At 70.2% G+C, this 19,216-nt stretch carries 26 protein-coding genes and 1 pseudogene; 20 read left to right on the forward strand and 7 right to left on the reverse strand.

The features are described from left to right. Positions 1–26: 26 nt before the first annotated feature. Entirely contained in the window at positions 27–344 is a 318-nt protein-coding gene (locus OG294_RS12965; protein ID WP_327066641.1) for a DUF6247 family protein, read from the reverse strand. 270 nt (positions 345–614) lie between these two features. On the opposite strand from OG294_RS12965, the gene OG294_RS12970 reads away from it, so the two are divergent. Next, a complete protein-coding gene (locus OG294_RS12970) occupies positions 615–1,466 on the forward strand; it encodes a putative protein N(5)-glutamine methyltransferase (RefSeq protein ID WP_327066642.1) in 852 nt (283 codons plus the stop codon). Positions 1,467–1,473: 7 nt separating this feature from the next. On the opposite strand, the gene OG294_RS12975 is transcribed toward OG294_RS12970, so the two are convergent. After that, positions 1,474–2,484: a hypothetical protein gene (locus tag OG294_RS12975; protein ID WP_327066643.1), complete on the reverse strand. Its 1,011-nt coding sequence runs from the start codon at positions 2,482–2,484 to the stop codon at positions 1,474–1,476. A 95-nt stretch (positions 2,485–2,579) separates the two neighbouring features. Beyond that, positions 2,580–3,047 (reverse strand): ATP-binding protein, encoded by a 468-nt coding sequence (locus OG294_RS12980; protein WP_327066644.1) that lies wholly within the window; start codon positions 3,045–3,047, stop codon positions 2,580–2,582. A gap of 109 nt (positions 3,048–3,156) precedes the next feature. Here OG294_RS12980 and OG294_RS12985 point away from each other — a divergent pair, with 109 nt between their 5' ends. From OG294_RS12985 to OG294_RS12995, 3 genes and pseudogenes are all read left to right on the forward strand, one after another. Continuing rightward, positions 3,157–4,077 carry a helix-turn-helix domain-containing protein gene (locus OG294_RS12985; RefSeq protein WP_442789148.1) on the forward strand — a complete coding sequence of 307 codons (921 nt, stop codon included), beginning with the start codon at positions 3,157–3,159 and terminating at the stop codon, positions 4,075–4,077. Further along, complete coding sequence (locus OG294_RS12990; RefSeq protein WP_327066645.1) at positions 4,074–4,319, forward strand: DUF397 domain-containing protein; 246 nt, start codon at positions 4,074–4,076, stop codon at positions 4,317–4,319. Before OG294_RS12985 ends, OG294_RS12990 begins: the two co-directional genes overlap by 4 nt. A gap of 54 nt (positions 4,320–4,373) precedes the next feature. After that, positions 4,374–4,585 (forward strand): annotated as a pseudogene (locus OG294_RS12995) (hypothetical protein). Positions 4,586–4,631: 46 nt separating this feature from the next. Here OG294_RS12995 and OG294_RS13000 read toward each other — a convergent pair. Continuing rightward, the gene (locus OG294_RS13000; protein WP_327066646.1) at positions 4,632–5,006 is read right to left on the reverse strand and encodes a hypothetical protein; all 375 of its coding nucleotides are present in this window, start codon (positions 5,004–5,006) and stop codon (positions 4,632–4,634) included. A 673-nt stretch (positions 5,007–5,679) separates the two neighbouring features. On the opposite strand from OG294_RS13000, the gene OG294_RS13005 reads away from it, so the two are divergent. From OG294_RS13005 to OG294_RS13050, 10 genes are all read left to right on the forward strand, one after another. After that, positions 5,680–5,883 carry a hypothetical protein gene (locus tag OG294_RS13005; RefSeq protein WP_327066647.1) on the forward strand — a complete coding sequence of 68 codons (204 nt, stop codon included), beginning with the start codon at positions 5,680–5,682 and terminating at the stop codon, positions 5,881–5,883. Then, on the forward strand, positions 5,867–6,382 hold the full coding sequence (locus OG294_RS13010) for a DUF6879 family protein (protein ID WP_327066648.1): 516 nt from the start codon (positions 5,867–5,869) through the stop codon (positions 6,380–6,382). The genes OG294_RS13005 and OG294_RS13010 overlap by 17 nt, the downstream gene beginning before the upstream one ends. Continuing rightward, the gene (locus tag OG294_RS13015) at positions 6,379–7,206 is read left to right on the forward strand and encodes a helix-turn-helix domain-containing protein (RefSeq protein ID WP_327066649.1); all 828 of its coding nucleotides are present in this window, start codon (positions 6,379–6,381) and stop codon (positions 7,204–7,206) included. Before OG294_RS13010 ends, OG294_RS13015 begins: the two co-directional genes overlap by 4 nt. Positions 7,207–7,309: 103 nt before the next feature. Then, on the forward strand, positions 7,310–7,432 hold the full coding sequence (locus OG294_RS13020) for a hypothetical protein (RefSeq protein WP_327066650.1): 123 nt from the start codon (positions 7,310–7,312) through the stop codon (positions 7,430–7,432). Then, entirely contained in the window at positions 7,429–8,643 is a 1,215-nt protein-coding gene (locus OG294_RS13025) for a methyltransferase domain-containing protein (RefSeq protein WP_327066651.1), read from the forward strand. Before OG294_RS13020 ends, OG294_RS13025 begins: the two co-directional genes overlap by 4 nt. Before the next feature lie 169 nt (positions 8,644–8,812). Further along, positions 8,813–9,358 carry a DUF6879 family protein gene (locus tag OG294_RS13030; RefSeq protein WP_327066652.1) on the forward strand — a complete coding sequence of 182 codons (546 nt, stop codon included), beginning with the start codon at positions 8,813–8,815 and terminating at the stop codon, positions 9,356–9,358. 68 nt (positions 9,359–9,426) lie between these two features. Continuing rightward, positions 9,427–9,969, forward strand: a complete 543-nt coding sequence (locus tag OG294_RS13035) for a DUF6879 family protein (RefSeq protein WP_327066653.1) — start codon at positions 9,427–9,429, stop codon at positions 9,967–9,969. Further along, the gene (locus tag OG294_RS13040) at positions 9,953–10,474 is read left to right on the forward strand and encodes a DUF6879 family protein (protein WP_327066654.1); all 522 of its coding nucleotides are present in this window, start codon (positions 9,953–9,955) and stop codon (positions 10,472–10,474) included. The genes OG294_RS13035 and OG294_RS13040 overlap by 17 nt, the downstream gene beginning before the upstream one ends. Then, the gene (locus OG294_RS13045) at positions 10,386–10,766 is read left to right on the forward strand and encodes a DUF6879 family protein (protein ID WP_327066655.1); all 381 of its coding nucleotides are present in this window, start codon (positions 10,386–10,388) and stop codon (positions 10,764–10,766) included. Before OG294_RS13040 ends, OG294_RS13045 begins: the two co-directional genes overlap by 89 nt. Before the next feature lie 33 nt (positions 10,767–10,799). Beyond that, positions 10,800–11,657: a hypothetical protein gene (locus tag OG294_RS13050; RefSeq protein ID WP_327066656.1), complete on the forward strand. Its 858-nt coding sequence runs from the start codon at positions 10,800–10,802 to the stop codon at positions 11,655–11,657. A gap of 101 nt (positions 11,658–11,758) precedes the next feature. Here OG294_RS13050 and OG294_RS13055 read toward each other — a convergent pair whose 3' ends face one another. Continuing rightward, the gene (locus OG294_RS13055) at positions 11,759–12,295 is read right to left on the reverse strand and encodes a DUF6879 family protein (protein ID WP_327066657.1); all 537 of its coding nucleotides are present in this window, start codon (positions 12,293–12,295) and stop codon (positions 11,759–11,761) included. A 90-nt stretch (positions 12,296–12,385) separates the two neighbouring features. Here OG294_RS13055 and OG294_RS13060 point away from each other — a divergent pair, with 90 nt between their 5' ends. The 3 genes from OG294_RS13060 (at position 12,386) to OG294_RS13070 (ending at position 15,102) form a co-directional block, all read left to right on the forward strand. Further along, complete coding sequence (locus OG294_RS13060) at positions 12,386–12,676, forward strand: hypothetical protein (RefSeq protein WP_327066658.1); 291 nt, start codon at positions 12,386–12,388, stop codon at positions 12,674–12,676. A 218-nt stretch (positions 12,677–12,894) separates the two neighbouring features. Then, positions 12,895–14,007, forward strand: a complete 1,113-nt coding sequence (locus tag OG294_RS13065; protein WP_327066659.1) for a trypsin-like serine peptidase — start codon at positions 12,895–12,897, stop codon at positions 14,005–14,007. A gap of 48 nt (positions 14,008–14,055) precedes the next feature. Then, positions 14,056–15,102 (forward strand): trypsin-like serine peptidase, encoded by a 1,047-nt coding sequence (locus tag OG294_RS13070; protein ID WP_327066660.1) that lies wholly within the window; start codon positions 14,056–14,058, stop codon positions 15,100–15,102. Here the strand turns inward: OG294_RS13070 and OG294_RS13075 are convergent. Next, entirely contained in the window at positions 15,072–15,329 is a 258-nt protein-coding gene (locus OG294_RS13075) for a hypothetical protein (RefSeq protein WP_327066661.1), read from the reverse strand. The two genes, OG294_RS13070 and OG294_RS13075, sit on opposite strands and share 31 nt — an antisense overlap. Before the next feature lie 227 nt (positions 15,330–15,556). Here OG294_RS13075 and OG294_RS41100 point away from each other — a divergent pair, with 227 nt between their 5' ends. The 3 genes from OG294_RS41100 (at position 15,557) to OG294_RS13100 (ending at position 18,150) form a co-directional block, all read left to right on the forward strand. Then, positions 15,557–16,312: a helix-turn-helix domain-containing protein gene (locus OG294_RS41100; protein ID WP_442789149.1), complete on the forward strand. Its 756-nt coding sequence runs from the start codon at positions 15,557–15,559 to the stop codon at positions 16,310–16,312. Between the two features lie 308 nt (positions 16,313–16,620). Next, positions 16,621–17,805: a M20 metallopeptidase family protein gene (locus OG294_RS13095; protein WP_327066662.1), complete on the forward strand. Its 1,185-nt coding sequence runs from the start codon at positions 16,621–16,623 to the stop codon at positions 17,803–17,805. An 18-nt stretch (positions 17,806–17,823) separates the two neighbouring features. Continuing rightward, positions 17,824–18,150 carry a nuclear transport factor 2 family protein gene (locus OG294_RS13100; protein WP_327066663.1) on the forward strand — a complete coding sequence of 109 codons (327 nt, stop codon included), beginning with the start codon at positions 17,824–17,826 and terminating at the stop codon, positions 18,148–18,150. Positions 18,151–18,262: 112 nt separating this feature from the next. Here the strand turns inward: OG294_RS13100 and OG294_RS13105 are convergent, their stop codons facing one another. After that, positions 18,263–19,027 carry a CDP-alcohol phosphatidyltransferase family protein gene (locus OG294_RS13105; RefSeq protein WP_327066664.1) on the reverse strand — a complete coding sequence of 255 codons (765 nt, stop codon included), beginning with the start codon at positions 19,025–19,027 and terminating at the stop codon, positions 18,263–18,265. Positions 19,028–19,216 lie beyond the last annotated feature (189 nt).

Here is a 19,216-nt window from a genome sequence, read left to right on the forward strand (position 1 = left end):
CGCAACCGGCCCGCCCTCATGGACCGTCAGGCCCGCTCCAGCTCCTGCTGCGCCCAGGAAAGCATGGAGGCGAGTTCGATGGCCGCCGCGCGCCGAGCGCGGACGTCCTCGGAGGTGCCGACGATGCGCTCCAGCTCATGCTGGCGGTCGGCCTTGCCCGGGTGCCTCTCGATGCACACCCACACGGCCCAGCGGTGCAGGAAGACGTGCATGGGCACGACGCTCTCGGTCTGGATCGCCTCTTCCCACGCGGCCCGAAACTCCTGCTCGAACAGGGCTCCGGACGGCGCGTGCAGACGGTTCACCGCCGCTCGGAGTGCCGCCTCGGTGGTCAGAACGGACATCATTCCTCCTGGCCTCTCACTTGCCCTTCTCCAACAACTCCGGCCGCCCCATGCCCGCCCCCTTCAACGCCCATCGGACTCGCTCCGGCCCGCCCCGCCGCTCTGCTAGCCTGGGCCCTCCGCAGGACCCGGACCGACCCAGGAGGTGAGACCCATTACCGCTGTCGCAGGCTGGGTGCTCTCCCCGCACGGTCCGTCGGCCTGATCGAGGCCCTCCAGACGGTCGCGAGAGCCCCTTCGGTTTGTCCCGAAAGGCGTCTCACCGCTCTCATGTCGCTCTCCCGTTCCACTGCCGCCTCCGCCCCGCTGCCCTACGCCGTCATCGTCACCACGCTGCGCGCCGCCGGCTGCGTCTTCGCCGAGGACGAGGCCGAGCTGATCCTCCAAACCGCCACCACCGCCGAACAGCTCGCCGCCATGGTCGAGCAGCGCGTCCAGGGCCTCCCGCTGGAGCACGTGCTCGGCTGGGCCTCCTTCCACGGGCTGCGGATCAGCGTCGGGCCCGGCGTCTTCGTGCCCCGTCGCCGCACCGAGTTCCTGGTCGACGTCGCCACCACCCTCACCTCGCCCGGCGCCCTGGTGGTCGACCTGTGCTGCGGCGCGGGCGCCCTCGGCGCGGCGCTCGCGGCGGCGGTCGCGGCGGCGGTCGCGGCGGCGGACCCGGCGGCGGTCGGAGGCACCGACCTGCACGCCGTCGACCTGCACGCCACCGACATCGACCCCGCCGCCGTGGCCAGCGCCCGCCGCAACATCCCGCCTGCGGTCGGCGCCGTCTACCAGGGCGACCTCTTCGACCCGCTGCCCACCGCGCTGCGCGGCCGGATCGACACCCTGCTCGCCAACGTCCCCTACGTACCGACCGACGCGATCGAGCTGCTCCCCGCCGAGGCCCGGGTGCACGAGGCCCGCGTCGCGCTGGACGGCGGCGCGGACGGCCTGGACGTGCTGCGCCGGGTCGCGGCGGCAGCGCCGCAGTGGCTGGCGCCGGGCGGCCACCTGCTCTTCGAGACCAGTGAACGCCAAGTCCCGCACGCCGTCGACGTCGTGACCCGTGCCGGGCTGCGCGCCGACGTCCGGACGGACGACGAGCTGGACGCCACCGTGGTGGTCGCCGCCCACTGAGCCACCGTCAGCCACCCTCGGTGGCAGCGTTGAGCATGGCCAGCCGCTCCCGCCAACCCACCTGACCGACACCCCGGCCCCCGGGCCTCTCCGCGGCCACCTCACTGCGACAGGCCCCGCACCGCTCCTCGCCACTCACCGGGCGGAACACCCGCTCGCAGCCGGAACAGCCCACCAGCTCCAGCACGGTGGGCTGTTCCGGCATCTTCTCGATCAGCCGGTACCGCAGCACCGCATACGGACTCTTCAGCTCCGGCGGCAGTCCGTCGCTGATCCCGTGCCGCAACGACGCCGAACTCACGCCCCTGAGCAGCCACTCCACGGCCAGCGGCAGCAGCCGCCGCACCTCGCGCCCGCCCAGCACGAGGCGCGGATCGGACTGCCGCAACGAGAGCAGCACCCGCTCGGCCTCCGCCTCGATCGCGGGGACCGGGAGGGGGGAAGTGTCCTCCTCCGTCAGTGTTACTCCCGAAGGGAGGGCGGTGCCGTCCGACGACGCTGCGGGCGGGCCGCCCCCTCGCCCTCCGGCACCCGGTCCGCCTCGCCGGTCGTCGTCCCGCCGCTCCTCCTCCCGTCGCTCGCCGTCCCGCCGATCATCCTCCCGCCGCGTGTCCTCCCGGTCGAAGTGCGCGGCGAACATCCGTTCCGCATCACCGTCATCCACGGGGACGTTGGAGATCATCGACTCCGTCCGCACCTGCCCGCCCCGGCAGCGCCAGCGCGTGGAGTTCAGCAGACCGGCGCGCGCGAGCTGCTTGCGCGCCCGATCAGCGGTGATCCGTCCACCGCTCAGGCCGGCGGCCAGCTCGGTGACGGTGGTGGCGCGGGCCTTGGCGGGCGACAGGGCGAGAGCCCTTACCAGCAACCGGAAGGCTGCGTCTGACAGATCGTCATTCCAGATGTGGTCGTTCGAGATCTGGGTGAAGTCGCGCGTGGGCGCGATAACATGCGTGAGCATCGTGGTGGCCTCTATCTCAGTCCACTGGCGGTGAAGAGCCCGGCCTGGTGCTGCTAACACCTACCGGGCTCGCCCTTTTCTTTCCAGGGCAACCGCGCTTTTGCGGCCACGGTATCCACACACTCCGTGCCCGTCCAGCCACGTTCCGCAACTGATCACTCTTGCTGACTTGTCGTCAGATCCAGCTCGCACCAGAGCGTTTTCCCTGACGGCGGCCGTGCCACCGCCCCCCACCGGTCCACCAGCGCATCCACCAGCAGCAGCCCGCGCCCGGCCTCCGCACCGTACTCGGGAGCCGTCGGAAGCTGGGGCATCCGCTCGCCGCGCGAATCGGAGACCTCGATCCGCAGCACCGTCGCCAGGCCGGGGCAGGGCCCGAGCAGCATGTGCAGCTGGAAGTCCCGGCCGCGAACGTGACCGTGCGTCACGGCATTCGACGCCAGCTCGGACACGATCAGCGCGACGTCGTGATACAGCTCCTCGGCCTGACTCCACCCCCAGGAAGTCAACTGTCGCCCGGCCGCGAGCCGGGCCTGCCAGGCCCCTCGTCTCGACGAGACGAACTGCCAACCGGCGCAGAGCGAGGTCAAGGACGATTGGGCAAGGGTGATTTCGGTCGTCATGTCACCGAGCGTGGCAACTGAAGCGTACGCTGACCAGAGTGAGATCCGGTACGGAGCGTACGGGTACCAGAGCAGAGTGTTGCCAGTCCGACCCTTCGACCGTTACCAGATGCGGGCACACAGCACACGGGTGGTGGTCGTGATGACGACAGCGGACCAGACAGCAACCCCAGAGCTACCGGAGCAGCGACCGGACGCGCCGGACGACTCGGACGACAGCTCCGAGTTCTTCCGCGCGATCGGCAAACAGCTCAAACTCCTGCGCGAGCGCCAGGGATTGACGCAGCGGGAGGTCGCGCACATCTTGGGCTACAGCGAGGACCTGGTGTCGTCGCTGGAGCGCGGGCGGCGGGTGCCGCAGAAGGACTACATGCTCGCGGTCGACAAGCTCCTCAAGGCCGAGGGCATCATGGTGGTCACCCAAGAGGAGATCGACAAGGCCCAGCAGAAGGCGAAGATCCGGCATCCGGCCTGGTTCCGCGACTACGCACTGCTGGAGGCCCAGGCCATCGAGCGGCACCAGTACAGCACTCACGACATCCCGGGCCTACTCCAAACCGAGGAGCACGCGCGGGCCCTGTTCTCTGCGCGCAGACCGCTCCTCGCTGAAGCAACCATCGAGGAGCGGGTGTTGGCGCGCATGGCGCGCCAACAGATTCTGGAGGTCTGGCCGTTCTGTGACACAAGCTGGATCATCGAGGAGGCAGTGCTGCGCCGCCCCGTTGGCGGTCGAGAGGTACACCGCCACCAGCTCGAAAAGCTGCTCCACGTCAGCCGCAAGCGCAACGTGGAAATCCAGGTGATGCCGACCGAACGTCCCGAACATGCAGGCATGAGCGGCCCATTCGTCCTCCTCACCCCCAAGGGCAAGCCGCAGCTCGGCTACATCGAGGTCCAGAGCTTCAGCCATCTGACCAAAGATCCAGAGGAGGTCCGTATCCTGGCTGCACAGTACGGCAGCCTCAGGGCCCAGGCACTCACGCCGCTGGAGACCCAGGCTCTGATCGAGAAGATGCTGGGAGAACTATGAGCACCGCGGAACTCGCCTGGTTCAAGAGCAGCTACAGCAACGCCGAGGGTGGCGACTGCATCGAGATCGCCTGGACCAAGAGCACCCACAGCAGCGCCGAAGGTGGCAACTGCATCGAGGTCGCCGCCACCCCCACCTGCCCCCACGTCCACGTCCGCGACTCCAAGGACAAGGCCGGCCCCCACCTCACCTTCTCCCCGGCCACCTGGTCCGCCTTCCTCACCCTCGCCACCACCCTCTGACACCCCCACCCTCGAAGTGCCCGCCATCCCGACCCGGCGGGCACTTCGCGCCCTCTGGCAGCCACCACCCGGATCACCGTCACCCTGCCGACCGAACAGGTCGCCGAGCTGAAGAGGCTCATGGCCGACATCCCCAGCTACGTCGCCGAGGCGGTCGCCCGGGAGATCGGACACCAGCGACTCGGCAACGAACGCGCCGCTACAAAGAGCAGCACGGCGCGTTCACCGAGGAGGAACCGGCTGCCGCACACGCACATACGAACTGACGGGACAGCAGCCCCAGCTGCTGTCCCGTCAGTCCTAGGGAGCCTGTCAGCGGTCGGCGCAGACCACGAAGACGCTGATGCCCACGGTGTCCGCGCCGGGCTGGTGGCCGATGCCGATCCAGCCCCGGCCGTTGTCGGTCGGGAAGCTGCCGTTCAGCACCGAGTCGTCGCCCCGGGCCTCGGCGCCGCCGCCGATGGCCACCTTCTCACCGGGGCAGTTGACGACCCGCCGCTGGAAGTTGCCCACGTTCGCGTTGTCCAGCTTGACGATCTCGTAGCCCGCGATAGCCCGGGTCGAGGCCGGCTCACTCTTCTGCTGCGCCCCGGCCGCATCGGCGTTCGCCTGCACCGCCCAGCCCACACCCCCGGCCAGCGTCAGCGCCATCGCACACGCGCCCAGCACGAGCTTGCTCCGCATCATCAGCGTCTTCTCCTTCGCGAAACACGGCAGGCCCACGATCAGGACCGGCCCTCCACCTCCAGAATCGGCGCTCCACACCAACGACTTGAGCCAAACCCCCCATTAGATTGAACACGAAGCACCCCCGGCGCACCACCCAGCCACCAACCCCCGACCTTCGCCCCCAGCGCGAGCAGCCGCCCTGAAGCCGTCACATCCGACTCCCAGAGGCTGTCCCTCAGCACGCTCACACTGCACTGCCCCGCTCCTTCCTGGGTCGACCTGAGCGCTTCAGCCATGCGCAGCACAACCGACAGCCCGTTCGGCGCCGATCCGACCGCCGCGGAACTGATCACCGACCCGATACCGGTGGCCGCACCTGCCAGATGCGGGACGCTGCCCGCCGCTTCGCCACCCCGCAAAACGAGTTCAGCACGGAGGTACCGCCCTGCACATGAGCACCGCGCTCCTCCGACCCAAAAGTCGGCCAGCCCGACGTTGAGGCCACCACCGCACTCCGCGAGCCTGGAAGCACTGCGGCCTCGCACATCTCCACGGCGTCCCTACACGCTCTCCCTCCCTTGAAGGGCCCCAAGTGCCCTTTCCTGTAATGGAAAGCCGCTGCCCTTGACCCTGTATACGGTGAATCGGGAGTATCGGACGGAACAGCCGACTCGAATGAGGAGGGGGAGCCTTGGCGCTCACCAAACTGATCAGCGACTGCCGCGAAGGACCGTGCCCGACCCTGTGGCGCACCGAGGACGGCCGGTACATTGTCCAGGGCTACAAGGTGCTCGACGCCGAGCGCCTGTCACAACTCGGCCTGCCGGAGAACGAGACGGCCGTCGAGGTGACGGCCGAGCTGCTGGAGGGATACTTCGGTGCTTCTCACGGGTGACGACTTCAACGACCTGTTCCGGACCTTCGCCTCCTCCGCTTTCAAGATGGAGACCCGGGACCGCTACGACGTCGCCGGAGAACGTGCCGAGTACCAGGCCTTCCTCGATGGCGCCGACATGCCCAAGGAGTGGGAGGACAGCCCCTGGGTGCGGTCGATGACCGGCGCGGGCAAGAGCCTGCGCCGAGTCCACATCCTCCGCTCGCCGCTGACCGACTACCTGCGCTTCGAGCTCGGCTGGGGCTACGTCGGGAACGCCCGGGCCGGCGAGGACATCAGGATCATCGACCTCGCCGAACTCAACGTCACCGGCCTCCCCGACCACGACTTCTGGCTCTTCGACGACTCCCGCGCCTACCGCATGCACTACAGCACCGACGACGAGTTCCTCGGCGCCGAACCCCTCCACCAGGACCTGCTCCCGCAATACCTCGCCTACCGCGACACCGCCTGGCGCCACGCGATCCCGTACGCCGACTACTGGCGGCAACCGGCTTGACCGCCCCCGACGGCCAGGAGCTGGGCAAAGCCCTGCGGGCACTTCGAACAGCATCGGGCGTTACCGGTGACTTCGTCGCCCGCAGGGCTTCCATGTCTCCGGGGAAGCTCAGCAAGATCGAGAACGGTCGGATCTTGCCGACCGTGACCGACGTCGAGCTCATCCTGACAGCGCTCGGTGTCTCCGAGTCCGCAAAGGCCGCGTTCCTGACCCAGGCGCGAGCCGCCGTCACGGAGGCAACCGTGTGGCGTGTCCTGCGCCGTCTGGGGCCGCCCAAGCACCAGCAGTCCATCATGGCGATCGAGGCTCGTACCACCGCACTCAAGGTGTTCCAGGGGCAGTTGATCCCCGGCCTGCTCCAGACCCCCGAATACATGTCAGCGGTCTTCTCCCTCATCCCAGGGCAGTCACCGGACTCCAGGGCGAGGACGGTGGCGGCCCGGACAGAGCGGCAGGCAGTCCTCTACGACCCCACCAAGTCGTTTCACTTTCTCATCTGTGAACACGTCCTGCGATGGCTCATCTGCGACCAGCTGGTCATGGCAACCCAACTGGATCGGCTGGTCTCATTCTCTCGCCTGCCCAACGTCCGCATCGGCATCCTCCCGCTCAGCCGCCGCATGCCCGACTTCCCGATGACCTGCTTCAGCTCATACGACGATCACATTGTGATCGTGGAGACGTTCCACTCCGAGGTCACCACAAGAGACCCCAAGGACCTTGATATATACGTCGAAACGTTCGACCGATTCTCCTCGGCAGCCGCCTACGGCGAAGAAATGCTGAGCCTGATCGAGCCCATCCGAGACGGATTCTTGCGGTAACAGGAAAGGGCCTCGAACCCCCTCGCCTCCGGCCCTACCGTGGTGACCCCGACGACCCGTCAGAATCCCCTGCCGGGCCCAACCGCACCACCGGAGGTACGACATGCCCGAGCCTGAAGGCGGCGGCCACGGGGGCAGCCCCGCGCCCACCCCGCCCATGCCCTGGCCGCCCACCCCCTCGCCCGACAGCGGCCCGCCGCCCGGCAACGGAGGCCACCGCAAGTGACTCTCCCCCTCTCCGAGGGAACGGACCGCCCCGGCCAGGAGCTGGGGCGGCTCCTCCTCAACACCGGTGCCATGTCACCCGATTGGGCGCCCGCCTTCGCCGCCGTCCCCCGCTCGCGCTTCGTCCCCGACCTGGCCTGGGCCTGGAACGAGGAGCAGGGCCGCAGCGTCGCCGTCGACCGGGCCAACGACCCGGACGGCTGGCTCGCCGCCGTGCATACCGACATCCCGCTCGTCACCCAGTGGGACGACGGCCACCACACCGGCCCCGAGCCCGGCCGACTCTCCACCAGCAGCACCAGCCAGCCCAGCCTGGTCATGTCGATGCTGCGCGATCTCGACGTACGCCCCGGCCTGAAAGTCCTGGAGGCCGGTGCCGGGACGGGCTGGAACGTCGGCCTGCTCGCCCAGCGCCTCGGCTCCCGACAGGTCGTCAGCATCGAGGTCGACCCCGCCATCGCCGCCCAGGCTCGAGCCAACCTCGCCACAGTCGGCCTCAGCCCGCACATCGTCACCGGCGACGGCGAGTCTGGCTGGCCCGCCGGTGCGCCGTACGACCGGGTCATCGCCACCTACGGCCTGCGCCGCATCCCTGGCAGCTGGCTTCAACAGACCAGGCCCGGCGGCATCATCCTCGCGCCCTGGGGCACCCACTACAGCCAGCGCGACGCCGTCGTGAGACTGACCGTCGCCGAGGACCACCACTCCGCCTCGGGCCGCTTCACCCAACTCGTCGGCTTCATGAAGGCCCGCGACCAACGCACCCCCTACCCCGAACACGCCACCCACGTACCCGAGTTCCCCGGCAACGCCGACACCACCCACCGGACCACTCGCACCGCCGCCGACCTCGGCGACTCCTGGGACGTGCAGTCCTTCGCCATCGGCCTCGCCGTCTCCGACATCACCCATGTCCTCGCCCAGGACGACGCCGGACGCTCCACCACCGCCTGGTTCTACTCGCTGACCGACAGCTCCTGGGCCGCCGTGACCTGGCCCACCGACGGGCCGCCGACCGCGAGCACCGTCTACCAGGCCGGTCCCCGCCGCCTCTGGCAGGCCGTCGAACGCACCCTCGACTGGTGGGACGAGCACGACCGCCCTGCCATCCACCGCTTCGGCCTGACCGTCAGCGACGGCCACCACACCCCCTGGCTCGACACCCCCGACCACCCCGTGCCCCGCCACGGCCACGTGGACGAGCAGCCGTGACACAGCTCCACACCCACGGCCCCGACGAGCCCTGAAGCTACGCCTCCGACGCCCCAGAAGTCCGCCGGCCCGACGTTGAGACCACCACCGGAAGCGGAAGCCGCTCCGAATGACCCACACGCGCGCAGCCACGCTCTGGGACGATTCCACGACAGCGAGGGGAGCGGCTGTGAGCCGACGACTGCGGTACATCAGCTTCGATGAGTTCGACGGCATGTTCGAGAGCTTCCAGCACGCGGCCTTCCGCTTGGAGACCCGCCGCCGGTACCGCTCCGACGAACACACGGAGACCTACCACCGGTTCGCCGCCGGGCGGGAAGCCGACTGGGACTTGGACGACCCCTGGTGCCGTTCGCGCCGCGAGCAGGTGGCCATGGGCAAGCGCTTCGAACGGGTCCGGATCACGGACAACCCGCCCACCCCCGGGCAGCGCTATCTGCTCGACAACGCCAAGCGCAACAGTGCCGTCGGCGAGGACATCCGGTACCTCTGGCGCGCTGATGCCGACCGCCTGAGCCTTCCGGGCGAGGACACCTGGCTGTTCGACTCACGCGTGATCGCCCTGCTGCACTTCGACGCCGACGACGATCTGACCGGTGTGGAGCTGCTCACCGACCCGGTGCCGGTGGCCCGCGCCTGCCAGGTACGCGACGCTGCCTGGCACTTCGCCACCCCGCACCACGCGTTCAGCGCTCAGGTACCGTCCGGCACCTGAGCGCCGATGTCCGATGCCCCAGAAGTCCGCCGATCCGACGTCCCATCCAGCCAGATCTGGAGATGCCGATGCACATCTCGCGTGACGACTTCGAAAAGCTGTTCTCCGACTTCCAGCGCGAAGCATTCCGCCTGGAGACCCTGGACGACTACACCGGCTCCTCGAACCCCGAGAGCCTCCGCGCCTTCTTCGCTGCCGAACCCCAACCGGCCGACTACAACCAAGCCTGGGCCGACGAGGTCCGCGCCAACACCCGCGCCGGCAAACGCATGTACCGCGTCCACATCCTCCGCCGCCCGCTGACGCCCTACCTCCGGTTCGAACTCGGCTGGGGCTACGTCAAGAACAGCACGGCCGGTGAGGAGTTCTTCATCCTCGACACGACCGAGCAGCCCAACCCACTCGAAGGCGTACCGGACTTCTGGGCCTTCGACGAGACCGCTGTGGTCACCATGTCCTACACCCCCTCCGGCTCGTTCAAGGGCGCCGACCTGCAACCATCCGCCCATGATTGGCTGACGCATCGCGACACCGCCCTCCAGCACGCGGTGCCCTTCGCCGAGTGGTGGGAGCGGTACGGAGAGGAGACCCCCTGTGTTCCTGGACGGTGACCAGTGGCAAGCCAGGTGTCGCGATTTCCGCTCGGAGGCCTGGCGGCTCGAAACCCTGCCCGTCTACCGGGTTCCGCAGGAAGAAGCGGAGATCCGGGACTTCCTCGCCGGCCACCGCATCGACCCGCACACCTACTCCTCCGACTACACCGAACACCTGAAGCAAGTCCGCCGCGACGGCAGGGCCAAGGGCCGGGTGCACATCGTCACCCGACCGCTCTCCGACTACCTCCGTTACGAGTTCATGTACTACCTCCCCCACCTGTGGGCCGGGGACGACATCCGCATCCTGGACGTGACCGACCGCGAGAACCCGCTGGCCGGAGTCCAGGACTTCTGGATGTTCGACCGGGCGGAGATCGTCCTCATGCACTACGCCGCCGACGGCACCCAGCTCAGCCGCGAGCTGCACAACGGTGACCCCGAGCAGTACCGGGAGTACCAGCGCATCGCGATCACCGCCTCCGTCCCCTTCGAGGAGTACGTGCCTGCTGCTCACGGGTGACGACTTCAACGACCTGTTCCGGACCTTCGCCTCCTCCGCCTTCAAGATGGAGACCCGGGACCGCTACGACGTCGCCGGCGAACGTGCCGAGTCCGATCCCACCACCGGAAGGTACGACATGCCCGAGACCGAAGGCGGCGGCCACGGGGGCAACCCCGCGCCCATCACCCCCCTCCTGACCTGCCCGGATGCTCCCGTCCACGGCGATCGAAACGAGTGGGCAGGACGCGCCGCACTCTGCGGAGTTCGCCGCAGGGAGCCCGGTGGCAGGTGTCCGACCCCGACGGTGTAAGAAGTGGATCAGTAACTTCCGGAGGGGATGTTCATGCGAACTACACGCGACAGAAGGCCCGCAGCGCTCAGACGCGCCGCCGCCGCCGTCCTGCTCGGGGCGACCGCACTCGCGACCGCCGCACCCGCGGCCGTGGCTGCGCCGGCGGCGGCCACCACGATGCTCGCGACCGGCTCCACCTCGGCAGGCCAGTCGCTTCTGCAGTCGGGTCAGTCCCTGCAGCCGGGCCAGAGCCTGGTGAACGGTGAGATGACCCTCATCATGCAGGACGACGGCAACCTCGTGCTCTACCTGGTCGGCCCGTCCGGCAACCACGGCCCGGCGCTCTGGAATTCCGGCACCTACGGCAATCCCGGGGCCTACGCGGTGATGCAGGCCGACGGCAACTTCGTCGTCTACCGCCAGGGCCGCAGCGACCCGGCCGGCGCCCTCTGGTCCTCCTCGACCTGGGGCAACCCGGGCAGCAACGTCGGGATCCTCAACGACACGCTCTCCGTCGAGGGCATGAGCGGTGTCCACTGGCAGGGCTACTCGAACACCCTCTACGGCGACACAGTGACCGGCATGATGTCGTCCAAGACCTACGCCGAGTCGGCGTCGGTCTGGCTGGTCATGCAGGCCGACGGCAACCTGGTGCTCTACCGCAAGCGCGACGGCGCGGTGCTGTGGGCCAGCGGCACCTGGAACCACCCCGGCGCCTACGCCGTGATCAGCGGCGGCCGACTGACCGTCAGCACCTCGGGCGGGCAGCTCTGGTCCAGCCAGAGCGGGGACCTGCGCGAGTCCTCCTACCTCAAGGTACAGGACGACGCCAACGTCGTCGTCTACCTCCAGGGCCGCAGCGACCCGGGCGGCGCCATCTGGTCCACCGGGACCTGGGGCCGCGGCTGATCCGGGCCGCCCGCCCACCCGGCGGACGGGCGCGGCCCTGCGACACCTCCCGTGTCCGCAGCCGCGCCCGGTTCGCGGTCCACGCGAATCCCGTACGCCGACTACTGGCAGCTCCCAGCCTGCCCCACGTCGAACAGGTGGTGCGGGATCGCTCGCTCCCAGACCGCCTCGAAGGCAGTGGCGCACAGCTCCACAATCTCCGGCTCCTCGGTGATCTCGTCCTCCACCACCGCGCCGTCACCGGAGAAGTGGTGCAGGCGGAGCAGCGCGCCGTCGAACAGCCAGAAGTCGTTGCCCGGCAGCGGAATGCTCGTGGCCCGTCGGCGCGGCAGCCAGCGGACCTCCTCGCCCGCCGTGACGTTGGCGTGGGTGACGTAGTGCTCCCACCAGATGTACGCGGACACGGGCTCCGAGACCACCCGCGCCCGACGGATCACCACACCCCGCGCCACCGTGTCCGCGATCAGCTGGTCGTAGGGGTGCCACCAGGACGCGCGGTCCTCCCAGTTGATCCGCTCACCGCGCTGCCACGCCGCGAACCGCTCGGTCGGGGCGTACGAGTCCCGCAGCTCCAGGTGCACGGCGGACCGCTCGCACCCGCCCAGCAGCTCGGCGAAGCTGGGCACGCTCGACCGCATGGCACGCCTCCCTCCCGTCAACCGGTACTCTCCACAGCCTAGTTGGGCCCCCGCATGTTTGCCGCCCCCGATCGCGGCTACACGCCACTCATGGATGGCAGATACCGAGGGGCGGGCGCGGCCCGCACGGTCATGGTCGTCACCGACGTCGTCGCGGGGATCTTGGGACTGTGGATCGTCCTGTACCTGCTGAGCGCGAATCCCTCCAACGACCTGGCGCACTGGGTCCACGAGGCGGCCGACTGGCTGGGTGCCTGGGCGCACGACCTGTTCACCCCGGCCCAGGGCTGGCTGCGGACCCTGCTCAACTACGGCATCCCCGCGCTCGTCTACCTGGCCCTGGGCCACACCCTGGCCCGCTGGCTGCGCCGCGCCCCATAGCACCCCACTCGCCCGCCCACCTCCCGAAAACGCCCGCCGGCCCACACCGGCGGGCACGTCACGCCCGGACCCACCCCACCCCGACGCGGCCGGCCACTGGTGGGACCCGATGACCGATACACGGATGCAACGCTCGTTACCGCACCCTGCCGCAACCGCCGAACGACTGAGACCCTCCCCAGACAGGTATCTGACACCTCGTCACTACCGTGCCGCACATGCCAACCACGCACGGCCGGACCGACGGCCACCCCGCCACCACCCGCACCCGCACCCGCACCCGCACCCGCACCCGCACCCAAACCGCCCTGGCAGCAGCCCTGTTAACCGCAGGCCTCGCCCTCGCCACCCCCGCAGAAGCCGCCACCCCCGCCGGAGCCGCCCCCGCCCCCGCCCCCAGCCAGGTCGCCGTCCACCCCGAGGCCATCACCCCCGCGCAGCAGCAGGCCGTGCTGGACTACTGGACCCCCGAGCGGATCGCCGCCCTGACCACGCCGTCGTCCGGCAACCCGGCCAAGAGCGGCCCCGACGGCGCTCCGTGGACCGGGGCCGACGCCCTGAGCAGGACGGTGGGCCGGCTCTTCTTCACCAACCACGGTGAGGACGAGAGCTGCACCGCGACCGTCGTGAACAGCGCCAACCGCAGCACCGTCGTGACGGCGGGGCACTGCGTCAACAGCCCCGACCTCCTCGGTGACAACGACGAGTGGCTGACGAACGAGATGTTCGTCCCGGGCTACCACGACGGTCTCGCGCCGTACGGCAGGTTCGTCGCCCGCGCCGGGGTCGCCGACGCCACCTGGCTGCTCAACGACGAGCAGAGCCCCCTGAAGTTCGACGCGTACGACCAGGCCTTCCTGGTCCTGAACGGCAACGCCGCGGGCAAGCGCGTGCAGGACGCGGTCGGCGCCGCACAGCGCATCGGCTTCGACCGGCCGGGCGCCGCGTCGGTCCACGAGTTCGGCTATCCGCGGGCGGCGGCGGGCGATCCGGCGCGCGCGGGCCTGCCCGAGTACACCGGGGCCCGGCTCGCGTACTGCGCGGGGCAGACCCGCGAGAACCCCGGTACCAAGGAGTACCCGGAGCCCCGCGGCCAGTGGGGCGCCCCCTGCGTGATGGGCGGCGGCTCCAGCGGCGGCCCCCGCATCGCCGGCCTCGACCCGTCCTCGGGGATCGGCACGGTGGTGGGCGACGACACCCTGGGCCCGTACCTCGACGCCTCGGGCCAGGTCTGCACCGCCGGCACCACCGACTGCACCCGGCACCTGGTCGGCCCGCAGTTCACCTCCGCGATCACCAAGCCGCTGTACCAGGCCGCCGAACGCGCTTGAGCAGCAAGCGCGTTGAAACAAACCGCACCCCACCCAGGATTGGCGACGATGTCCACGCACCCCACCCTCCCCGGTAGGCTCGCCGCCGCGGGAGCCCTCCTGCTGAGCGCGACCACGACGGCGGTCCTGCTGCCCACCGCGGCGCTCGCCGCGGAGCCGGAGCCCATCACCACGCACGCCGGCGCCACCACCGACCAGGAGCGCAGCCGGATCGACGGCTACTGGACCCCGACCCGGATGAAGCTGGCCGGCGCCCTGGTCCCCGAGGTCACCCCGGTGCCCGCGGACGACGACACGCCCGACGATCCGACCCCGCTCCCCCCGAACACGCCCGATCCCGGGGCGGTTTGGGCGCACGGCGGGGCGGCGGACCGGAGCATCGGCCGTCTCTTCTTCACCTTCTCCGACGGCTACGACGGCAGTTGCACCGCGACCGTCGTCACCAGCGCCAACCGCAGCACCCTCGTCACGGCAGCGCACTGTCTGCGGGGCGTCGGGGCTCCCGCCACCGACACCACGTGGAACCACAACCTGTACTTCGTGCCCGGCTACCGCAACGGGACGAAGCCGCTCGGCGGCTTCAGCATCAAGTCCGTTGCCACCTCCTCCCGTTGGGACGCCGATCCGAGCAGTACCAGCTCCGAGCAGGTGGCCGTCGCCGGCTACGACACCGGAGTCCTGGTGGCGAACCCCGCCGCCGACGGACGGCGGATCGCGGACGTCACCGGCAGCCAGCGGATCGCGTTCACCAAGCCCGTCAAGGGCGAGTTCATCCACACCTTCGGGTATCCGAAGGACCGGCTCAACAACCCCAGCAGCAAGTACGCCGGTTCCCGCATGATCCATTGCGCCGGACCGGCCGAGCCCGGCCCCAAGGCCCCGCTCCTGTGGGGTGAGCGCTGCGACATGTCCCACGGCGCGAGCGGCGGCCCGCACCTCGCGCAGTTCGACACCAGGACCGGCGTCGGCACCGTCGTCGGCGTCACCACCACCACCGACGACCTCGCGGGCGGACCGGCCGACACGCTCTACGCCACCCGGCTCGGCGACAGCGCCCACCGCCTCTACGCCTGGGCGCAGACCCGCCCGGCCTGACCACCCCGAGCAGTCCGTCCACCCACCACGGGCCGAGTCCACCCGGCCTCGGCCCGGACAAGGACGGCGCCGACCGAGATGTCGCCGGACTCGGTGCGCAGCACCGGCTCGCCGCACAGGGCCTCGGTGATCCGGATGTCGCCCCGCGTGGTGTTGATCTCCGTGGGGCCGCCCGGTCGGCCGGCCTCGGCATCGCCGTCGACCGCGATCGGCCGCAAGCTCCCCACCTCGTCGATCCTTATTTCTGACAACGGAAACGCTACGTTGCTTTCCACATCTCGGCAACGGACTCGTTGCGCCAAAACCGCATAACTGCAGGCAGGTAGCGGGAAACTGTTGCAACGATCTAGCCAGTAACGCAACGGCGCCCACCCCACTCATTGCAATGAGATGGAAGTGAACGCTACTCTGGGGGAGTCAGGAACCAGCACGAAGGACCACCAGGGAGATCCCGATGCCGGGAGGCAGGCTCACTCAGCAGGAACGCCAGCAGATCGCGCTGGGGCTGGCCGACGGCCTCCCCTACGCCGAGATCGCCCGGCGCCTCGAACGCCCGACCTCGACGGTCACGCGCGAGGTGATGCGCAACGGCGGCCCTACCGCCTACCGCGCGGACCTCGCCCACCGCGCCACCGAGCGCCGCGCCCACCGGCGCAGCCCCGCCACCGCCCGAGGGCCGGAGTCGGCCCCCCAGCCGGCCGGGCGCAACGCGGACGCCGTTCGCGCGTACGAGGAGGAACTCACCCTCGTGCTCGTCCAGTCGGGCCTGCCCAGGATGATGTCCCGGGTGCTGGCCTGCCTCTACACCACCGACTCGGGCAGCCTCACCGCAGCCGAACTCGCCCAGCGCCTCCAGGTCAGCCCGGCGTCCGTCTCCAAGGCGATCAGCTTCCTGGACAGCATGGAGCTCGTCCGCCGGGAACGCGACGAACGCCGCCGCGAGCGCTACATCGTCGACGACGACCTCTGGTACCAGTCGATGATCCGCAGCGCCCGCTCCAACACCCGGTTCATCGAGACCGCACAGCAGGGCGCCGACCTCCTCGGGCGCGGCACGCCGGCCGCCACCCGCCTCGAAAACGTCGCCCGCTTCCTCGACTTCGTCTCCGAGGGCCTCACCCGCACCGCGGAGCAGGCCCGCGAGATCCTCTACACCCGACCCGCCGCGGCCTCGGGCGATGCTGCCGCGCCGAGCTCCGACCCCACGTAGAGACCCACGCAGAGACCCACCTGGAGACCCACGCAGAGACCCGCGTAGAGCGCCGGGTGCCGGGCAGGGTCCCGGCACCCGGCATACAGCGGGGGCTGCACTTGTTCTGACGTACCGTCACCTCGCCCCGGTTCACCGCTCGCGGAACCGGGGCGCGCCAGTCCACGACCACCGGTGGATTCGTTCATCAGAGGGCCGCTTCCTGGCATGATCCTGCGAATCTCCGGAGACTCCGGCCGAAAGACTCAGAATCGCCGAACAAGATCGCATCGCACGAGATCGCATCGACCAAGATCCCGGAGACAACCGTGTCCCTCTACGACGACGCTCTCGCGCTGGCCCCGGACCTGGTCCGGCTCCGGCACGACCTGCACCGCTTCCCCGAGCTGGGCCTGGCCCTGCCGCGCACCCAGGAGCGGGTGCTGCAGGCCCTCGACGGCCTGCCGCTGGAGGTGAGCCTGGGCGCGTCGCTGAGCTCGGTCACCGCGGTGCTGCGCGGCGGCAGGCCGGGCCCGGCGGTGCTGCTGCGCGGCGACATGGACGGCCTGCCGGTCGCCGAGAAGGCCCCGGTGCCGTTCGCCGCCGCCAACGGCGCCATGCACGCCTGCGGACACGACCTGCACACCGCCATGCTCGCGGGCGCCGCGCACCTGCTGGCCGCACGGCGCGAGCAACTGCACGGCGACGTCGTGTTCATGTTCCAGCCCGGCGAGGAGGGTTGGGACGGCGCCGGCGCCATGCTGGCCGAGGGCGTGCTGGACGCGGCCGGCCGACACCCCGTCGCCGCCTACGCCCTGCACGTGGCGACGGCCATGCCGCACGGCGAGTTCAGCTCCCGGCGCGGACCCATCATGGCCGCCTCCGGTTCGCTGAACGTCACGGTCCACGGTGCGGGCGGCCACGGCTCGGTGCCGCACCGGGCCAAGGACCCCATCCCCGCGGCCTGCGAGATGGTCACCGCGCTGCAGACCATGGTGACCCGCCGGTTCGACGTGTTCGACCCGGTGGTGGTGACCGTCGGGCTGATCCAGGCCGGCACCCAGCGCAACATCATCCCCGAGACCGCCTACTTCGAGGCGACCGTGCGCGCCTTCTCCGCCGAGGCGGAGTCCAAGGTCGCCGACACCACGGTGGAGCTGATCCGGGCCATCGCGGCCGCCCACGGCCTGCGGGCCGAGGTCGAGTACCTCCCCCAGTACCCGGTGACCGTGAACGACGGGGCCGAGACCGACTTCCTGGCGGACACCGTCCGGGAGGTCTTCGGCGAGGAGCGCTACCAGGCGATGCCGAACCCGATGACCGGGTCGGAGGACTTCTCCCGGGTCCTGGACGCCGTGCCGGGCTCGTACGCCTGGCTCGGCGCCGCCCCGAAGGGGGTCGACCCGGAGGACCTGCCGCTCAACCACTCGCCCTACGCGGAGTTCGACGACGCGGTGCTCCCGGACGGCGCCGCGCTCTACGCCGAACTCGCCACCCGCCGCCTCGCGGCCTGAACAGGAAGGACCACAGCCATGACCGACCCCCGCGAGGTCGTCGAGCAGCAGCTCGCCGCCTACAACAGCCACGACATCGACGCCTTCGTCGCCACCTACGCCGAGGACGTCGTGATCAACCGGCGCACCGGCAGCCCGCTGCAGGGGCATCAGGCGCTGCGCGACACGTACACCGGACAGTTCGCCGAAGGCCGCTGCCGGGCGGAGATCGTGGGACGGCTCACCGAGGGCGACTGGGTGGTCGACCACGAGGTCGCCCACGGCCTGGCCGACGAGCCGCTCCGCGTGCTGGTGGCCTACCGGGTGCGCGAAGGCCTCATCGACCGCGTCGACTTCCTCGGCTGAACACGGCGGCCGGCCGGGCCCCGAGGAGCCCGACCGGCCGCCGTCGGCAACAGCCGTCCGCAGCAGCCGCCCCCGCCGGCCGCTGCCACGTCATCCGTTCCTTCCCCGGCCGCTACTTCTTCAGCCGCGACGAGGAGAGGATCGACACCACGTGCGCGGGCACCAGCACCCACACGATCGCCGTGACCACGATCACGGCGACCTTGGTGGCCCGCAGGTCACCGCGCGCCTGGTCGACCACCGCCGCGACCAGCAGCAGCAGGGTGCACTCGATCCCGTTGCAGAGCCGGTGCAGCTGGACGCCCGAGGCCAGCCGCCGCAGCCGGGCGATCCCGGAGGAACGCGGCACCACCGACTGGTCGGTGGCCTTCGCCAGTCCGCTGTCCGAGCGCGCCACGTGCACCAGGTCGGAGGAGGCCTTGAGCAGCAGCACGCCGACGGCGGCCGACATCCCGGCCACCAGGTACGGCGAGAGCCCGAGCGAGGAGGCCCGGAAACCCATGCCGATCATCACCGCGGCGTCCGCCAGATAGGCGCCGAGCCGGTCCAGGTAGACCCCGAGCGGGCTGAACTGCTGGCGCCAGCGGGCGACTTCACCATCGACGCAGTCGAGCAGCAGGTAGAGCTGCATGAACAGGACGCAGAGCACCGCCCCGGTCAGCCCCGGGATCAGCAGCGCGGCGCCGGAGAGCACGCCTGCGACCACCATCACACCGGTGATCTGGTTCGGCGACCAGCGCGTGTCCAGCATCAGCCGGGTGACCCGCAGCGAGACGGAGCGCATGTAGAGCCGCCCGGCCCAGTGTTCCGCCCTGCTGTCGAGCTTGCCCGGCGGGTGGATCACACCACGCAGTTCTTCGAGTTGGACCCTGCTCATGCTGTCTCCGTGTCTGGCCGAAGATCCGCCCGGCCGCTGCGGCCGCGAACGTGATCAGCGCAAGCCTAGGGAACAACGCGAGCGCAAACGACCCGGCCCCCGCTCCTGGCCCGCTCCTCCCCCGAACCTGCACCGGCGCAGCTCCCCGCCCCGGCCGCGCCCGCACCGAACACGACTGCGGCGGAGCCG

It is taken from the genome of Kitasatospora sp. NBC_01302, assembly GCF_035976515.1.
GTDB lineage: Bacteria > Actinomycetota > Actinomycetes > Streptomycetales > Streptomycetaceae > Kitasatospora.

Excerpts from the sequence above, each read along its gene's own strand:
- OG294_RS12965 (WP_327066641.1), bottom strand. The coding sequence starts at position 344 with ATGTCCGTTCTGACCACCGAGGCGGCACTCCGAGCGGCGGTGAACCGT.
- OG294_RS12970 (WP_327066642.1), top strand. The coding sequence starts at position 615 with ATGTCGCTCTCCCGTTCCACTGCCGCCTCCGCCCCGCTGCCCTACGCC.
- OG294_RS12980 (WP_327066644.1), bottom strand. The coding sequence starts at position 3,047 with ATGACGACCGAAATCACCCTTGCCCAATCGTCCTTGACCTCGCTCTGC.
- OG294_RS12985 (WP_442789148.1), top strand. The coding sequence starts at position 3,157 with ATGCGGGCACACAGCACACGGGTGGTGGTCGTGATGACGACAGCGGAC.
- OG294_RS12990 (WP_327066645.1), top strand. The coding sequence starts at position 4,074 with ATGAGCACCGCGGAACTCGCCTGGTTCAAGAGCAGCTACAGCAACGCC.
- OG294_RS13000 (WP_327066646.1), bottom strand. The coding sequence starts at position 5,006 with ATGATGCGGAGCAAGCTCGTGCTGGGCGCGTGTGCGATGGCGCTGACG.
- OG294_RS13020 (WP_327066650.1), top strand. The coding sequence starts at position 7,310 with ATGCCCGAGCCTGAAGGCGGCGGCCACGGGGGCAGCCCCGCGCCCACC.
- OG294_RS13035 (WP_327066653.1), top strand. The coding sequence starts at position 9,427 with ATGCACATCTCGCGTGACGACTTCGAAAAGCTGTTCTCCGACTTCCAG.
- OG294_RS13050 (WP_327066656.1), top strand. The coding sequence starts at position 10,800 with ATGCGAACTACACGCGACAGAAGGCCCGCAGCGCTCAGACGCGCCGCC.
- OG294_RS13055 (WP_327066657.1), bottom strand. The coding sequence starts at position 12,295 with ATGCGGTCGAGCGTGCCCAGCTTCGCCGAGCTGCTGGGCGGGTGCGAG.
- OG294_RS13060 (WP_327066658.1), top strand. The coding sequence starts at position 12,386 with ATGGATGGCAGATACCGAGGGGCGGGCGCGGCCCGCACGGTCATGGTC.
- OG294_RS13065 (WP_327066659.1), top strand. The coding sequence starts at position 12,895 with ATGCCAACCACGCACGGCCGGACCGACGGCCACCCCGCCACCACCCGC.
- OG294_RS13070 (WP_327066660.1), top strand. The coding sequence starts at position 14,056 with ATGTCCACGCACCCCACCCTCCCCGGTAGGCTCGCCGCCGCGGGAGCC.
- OG294_RS41100 (WP_442789149.1), top strand. The coding sequence starts at position 15,557 with ATGCCGGGAGGCAGGCTCACTCAGCAGGAACGCCAGCAGATCGCGCTG.
- OG294_RS13100 (WP_327066663.1), top strand. The coding sequence starts at position 17,824 with ATGACCGACCCCCGCGAGGTCGTCGAGCAGCAGCTCGCCGCCTACAAC.
- OG294_RS13105 (WP_327066664.1), bottom strand. The coding sequence starts at position 19,027 with ATGAGCAGGGTCCAACTCGAAGAACTGCGTGGTGTGATCCACCCGCCG.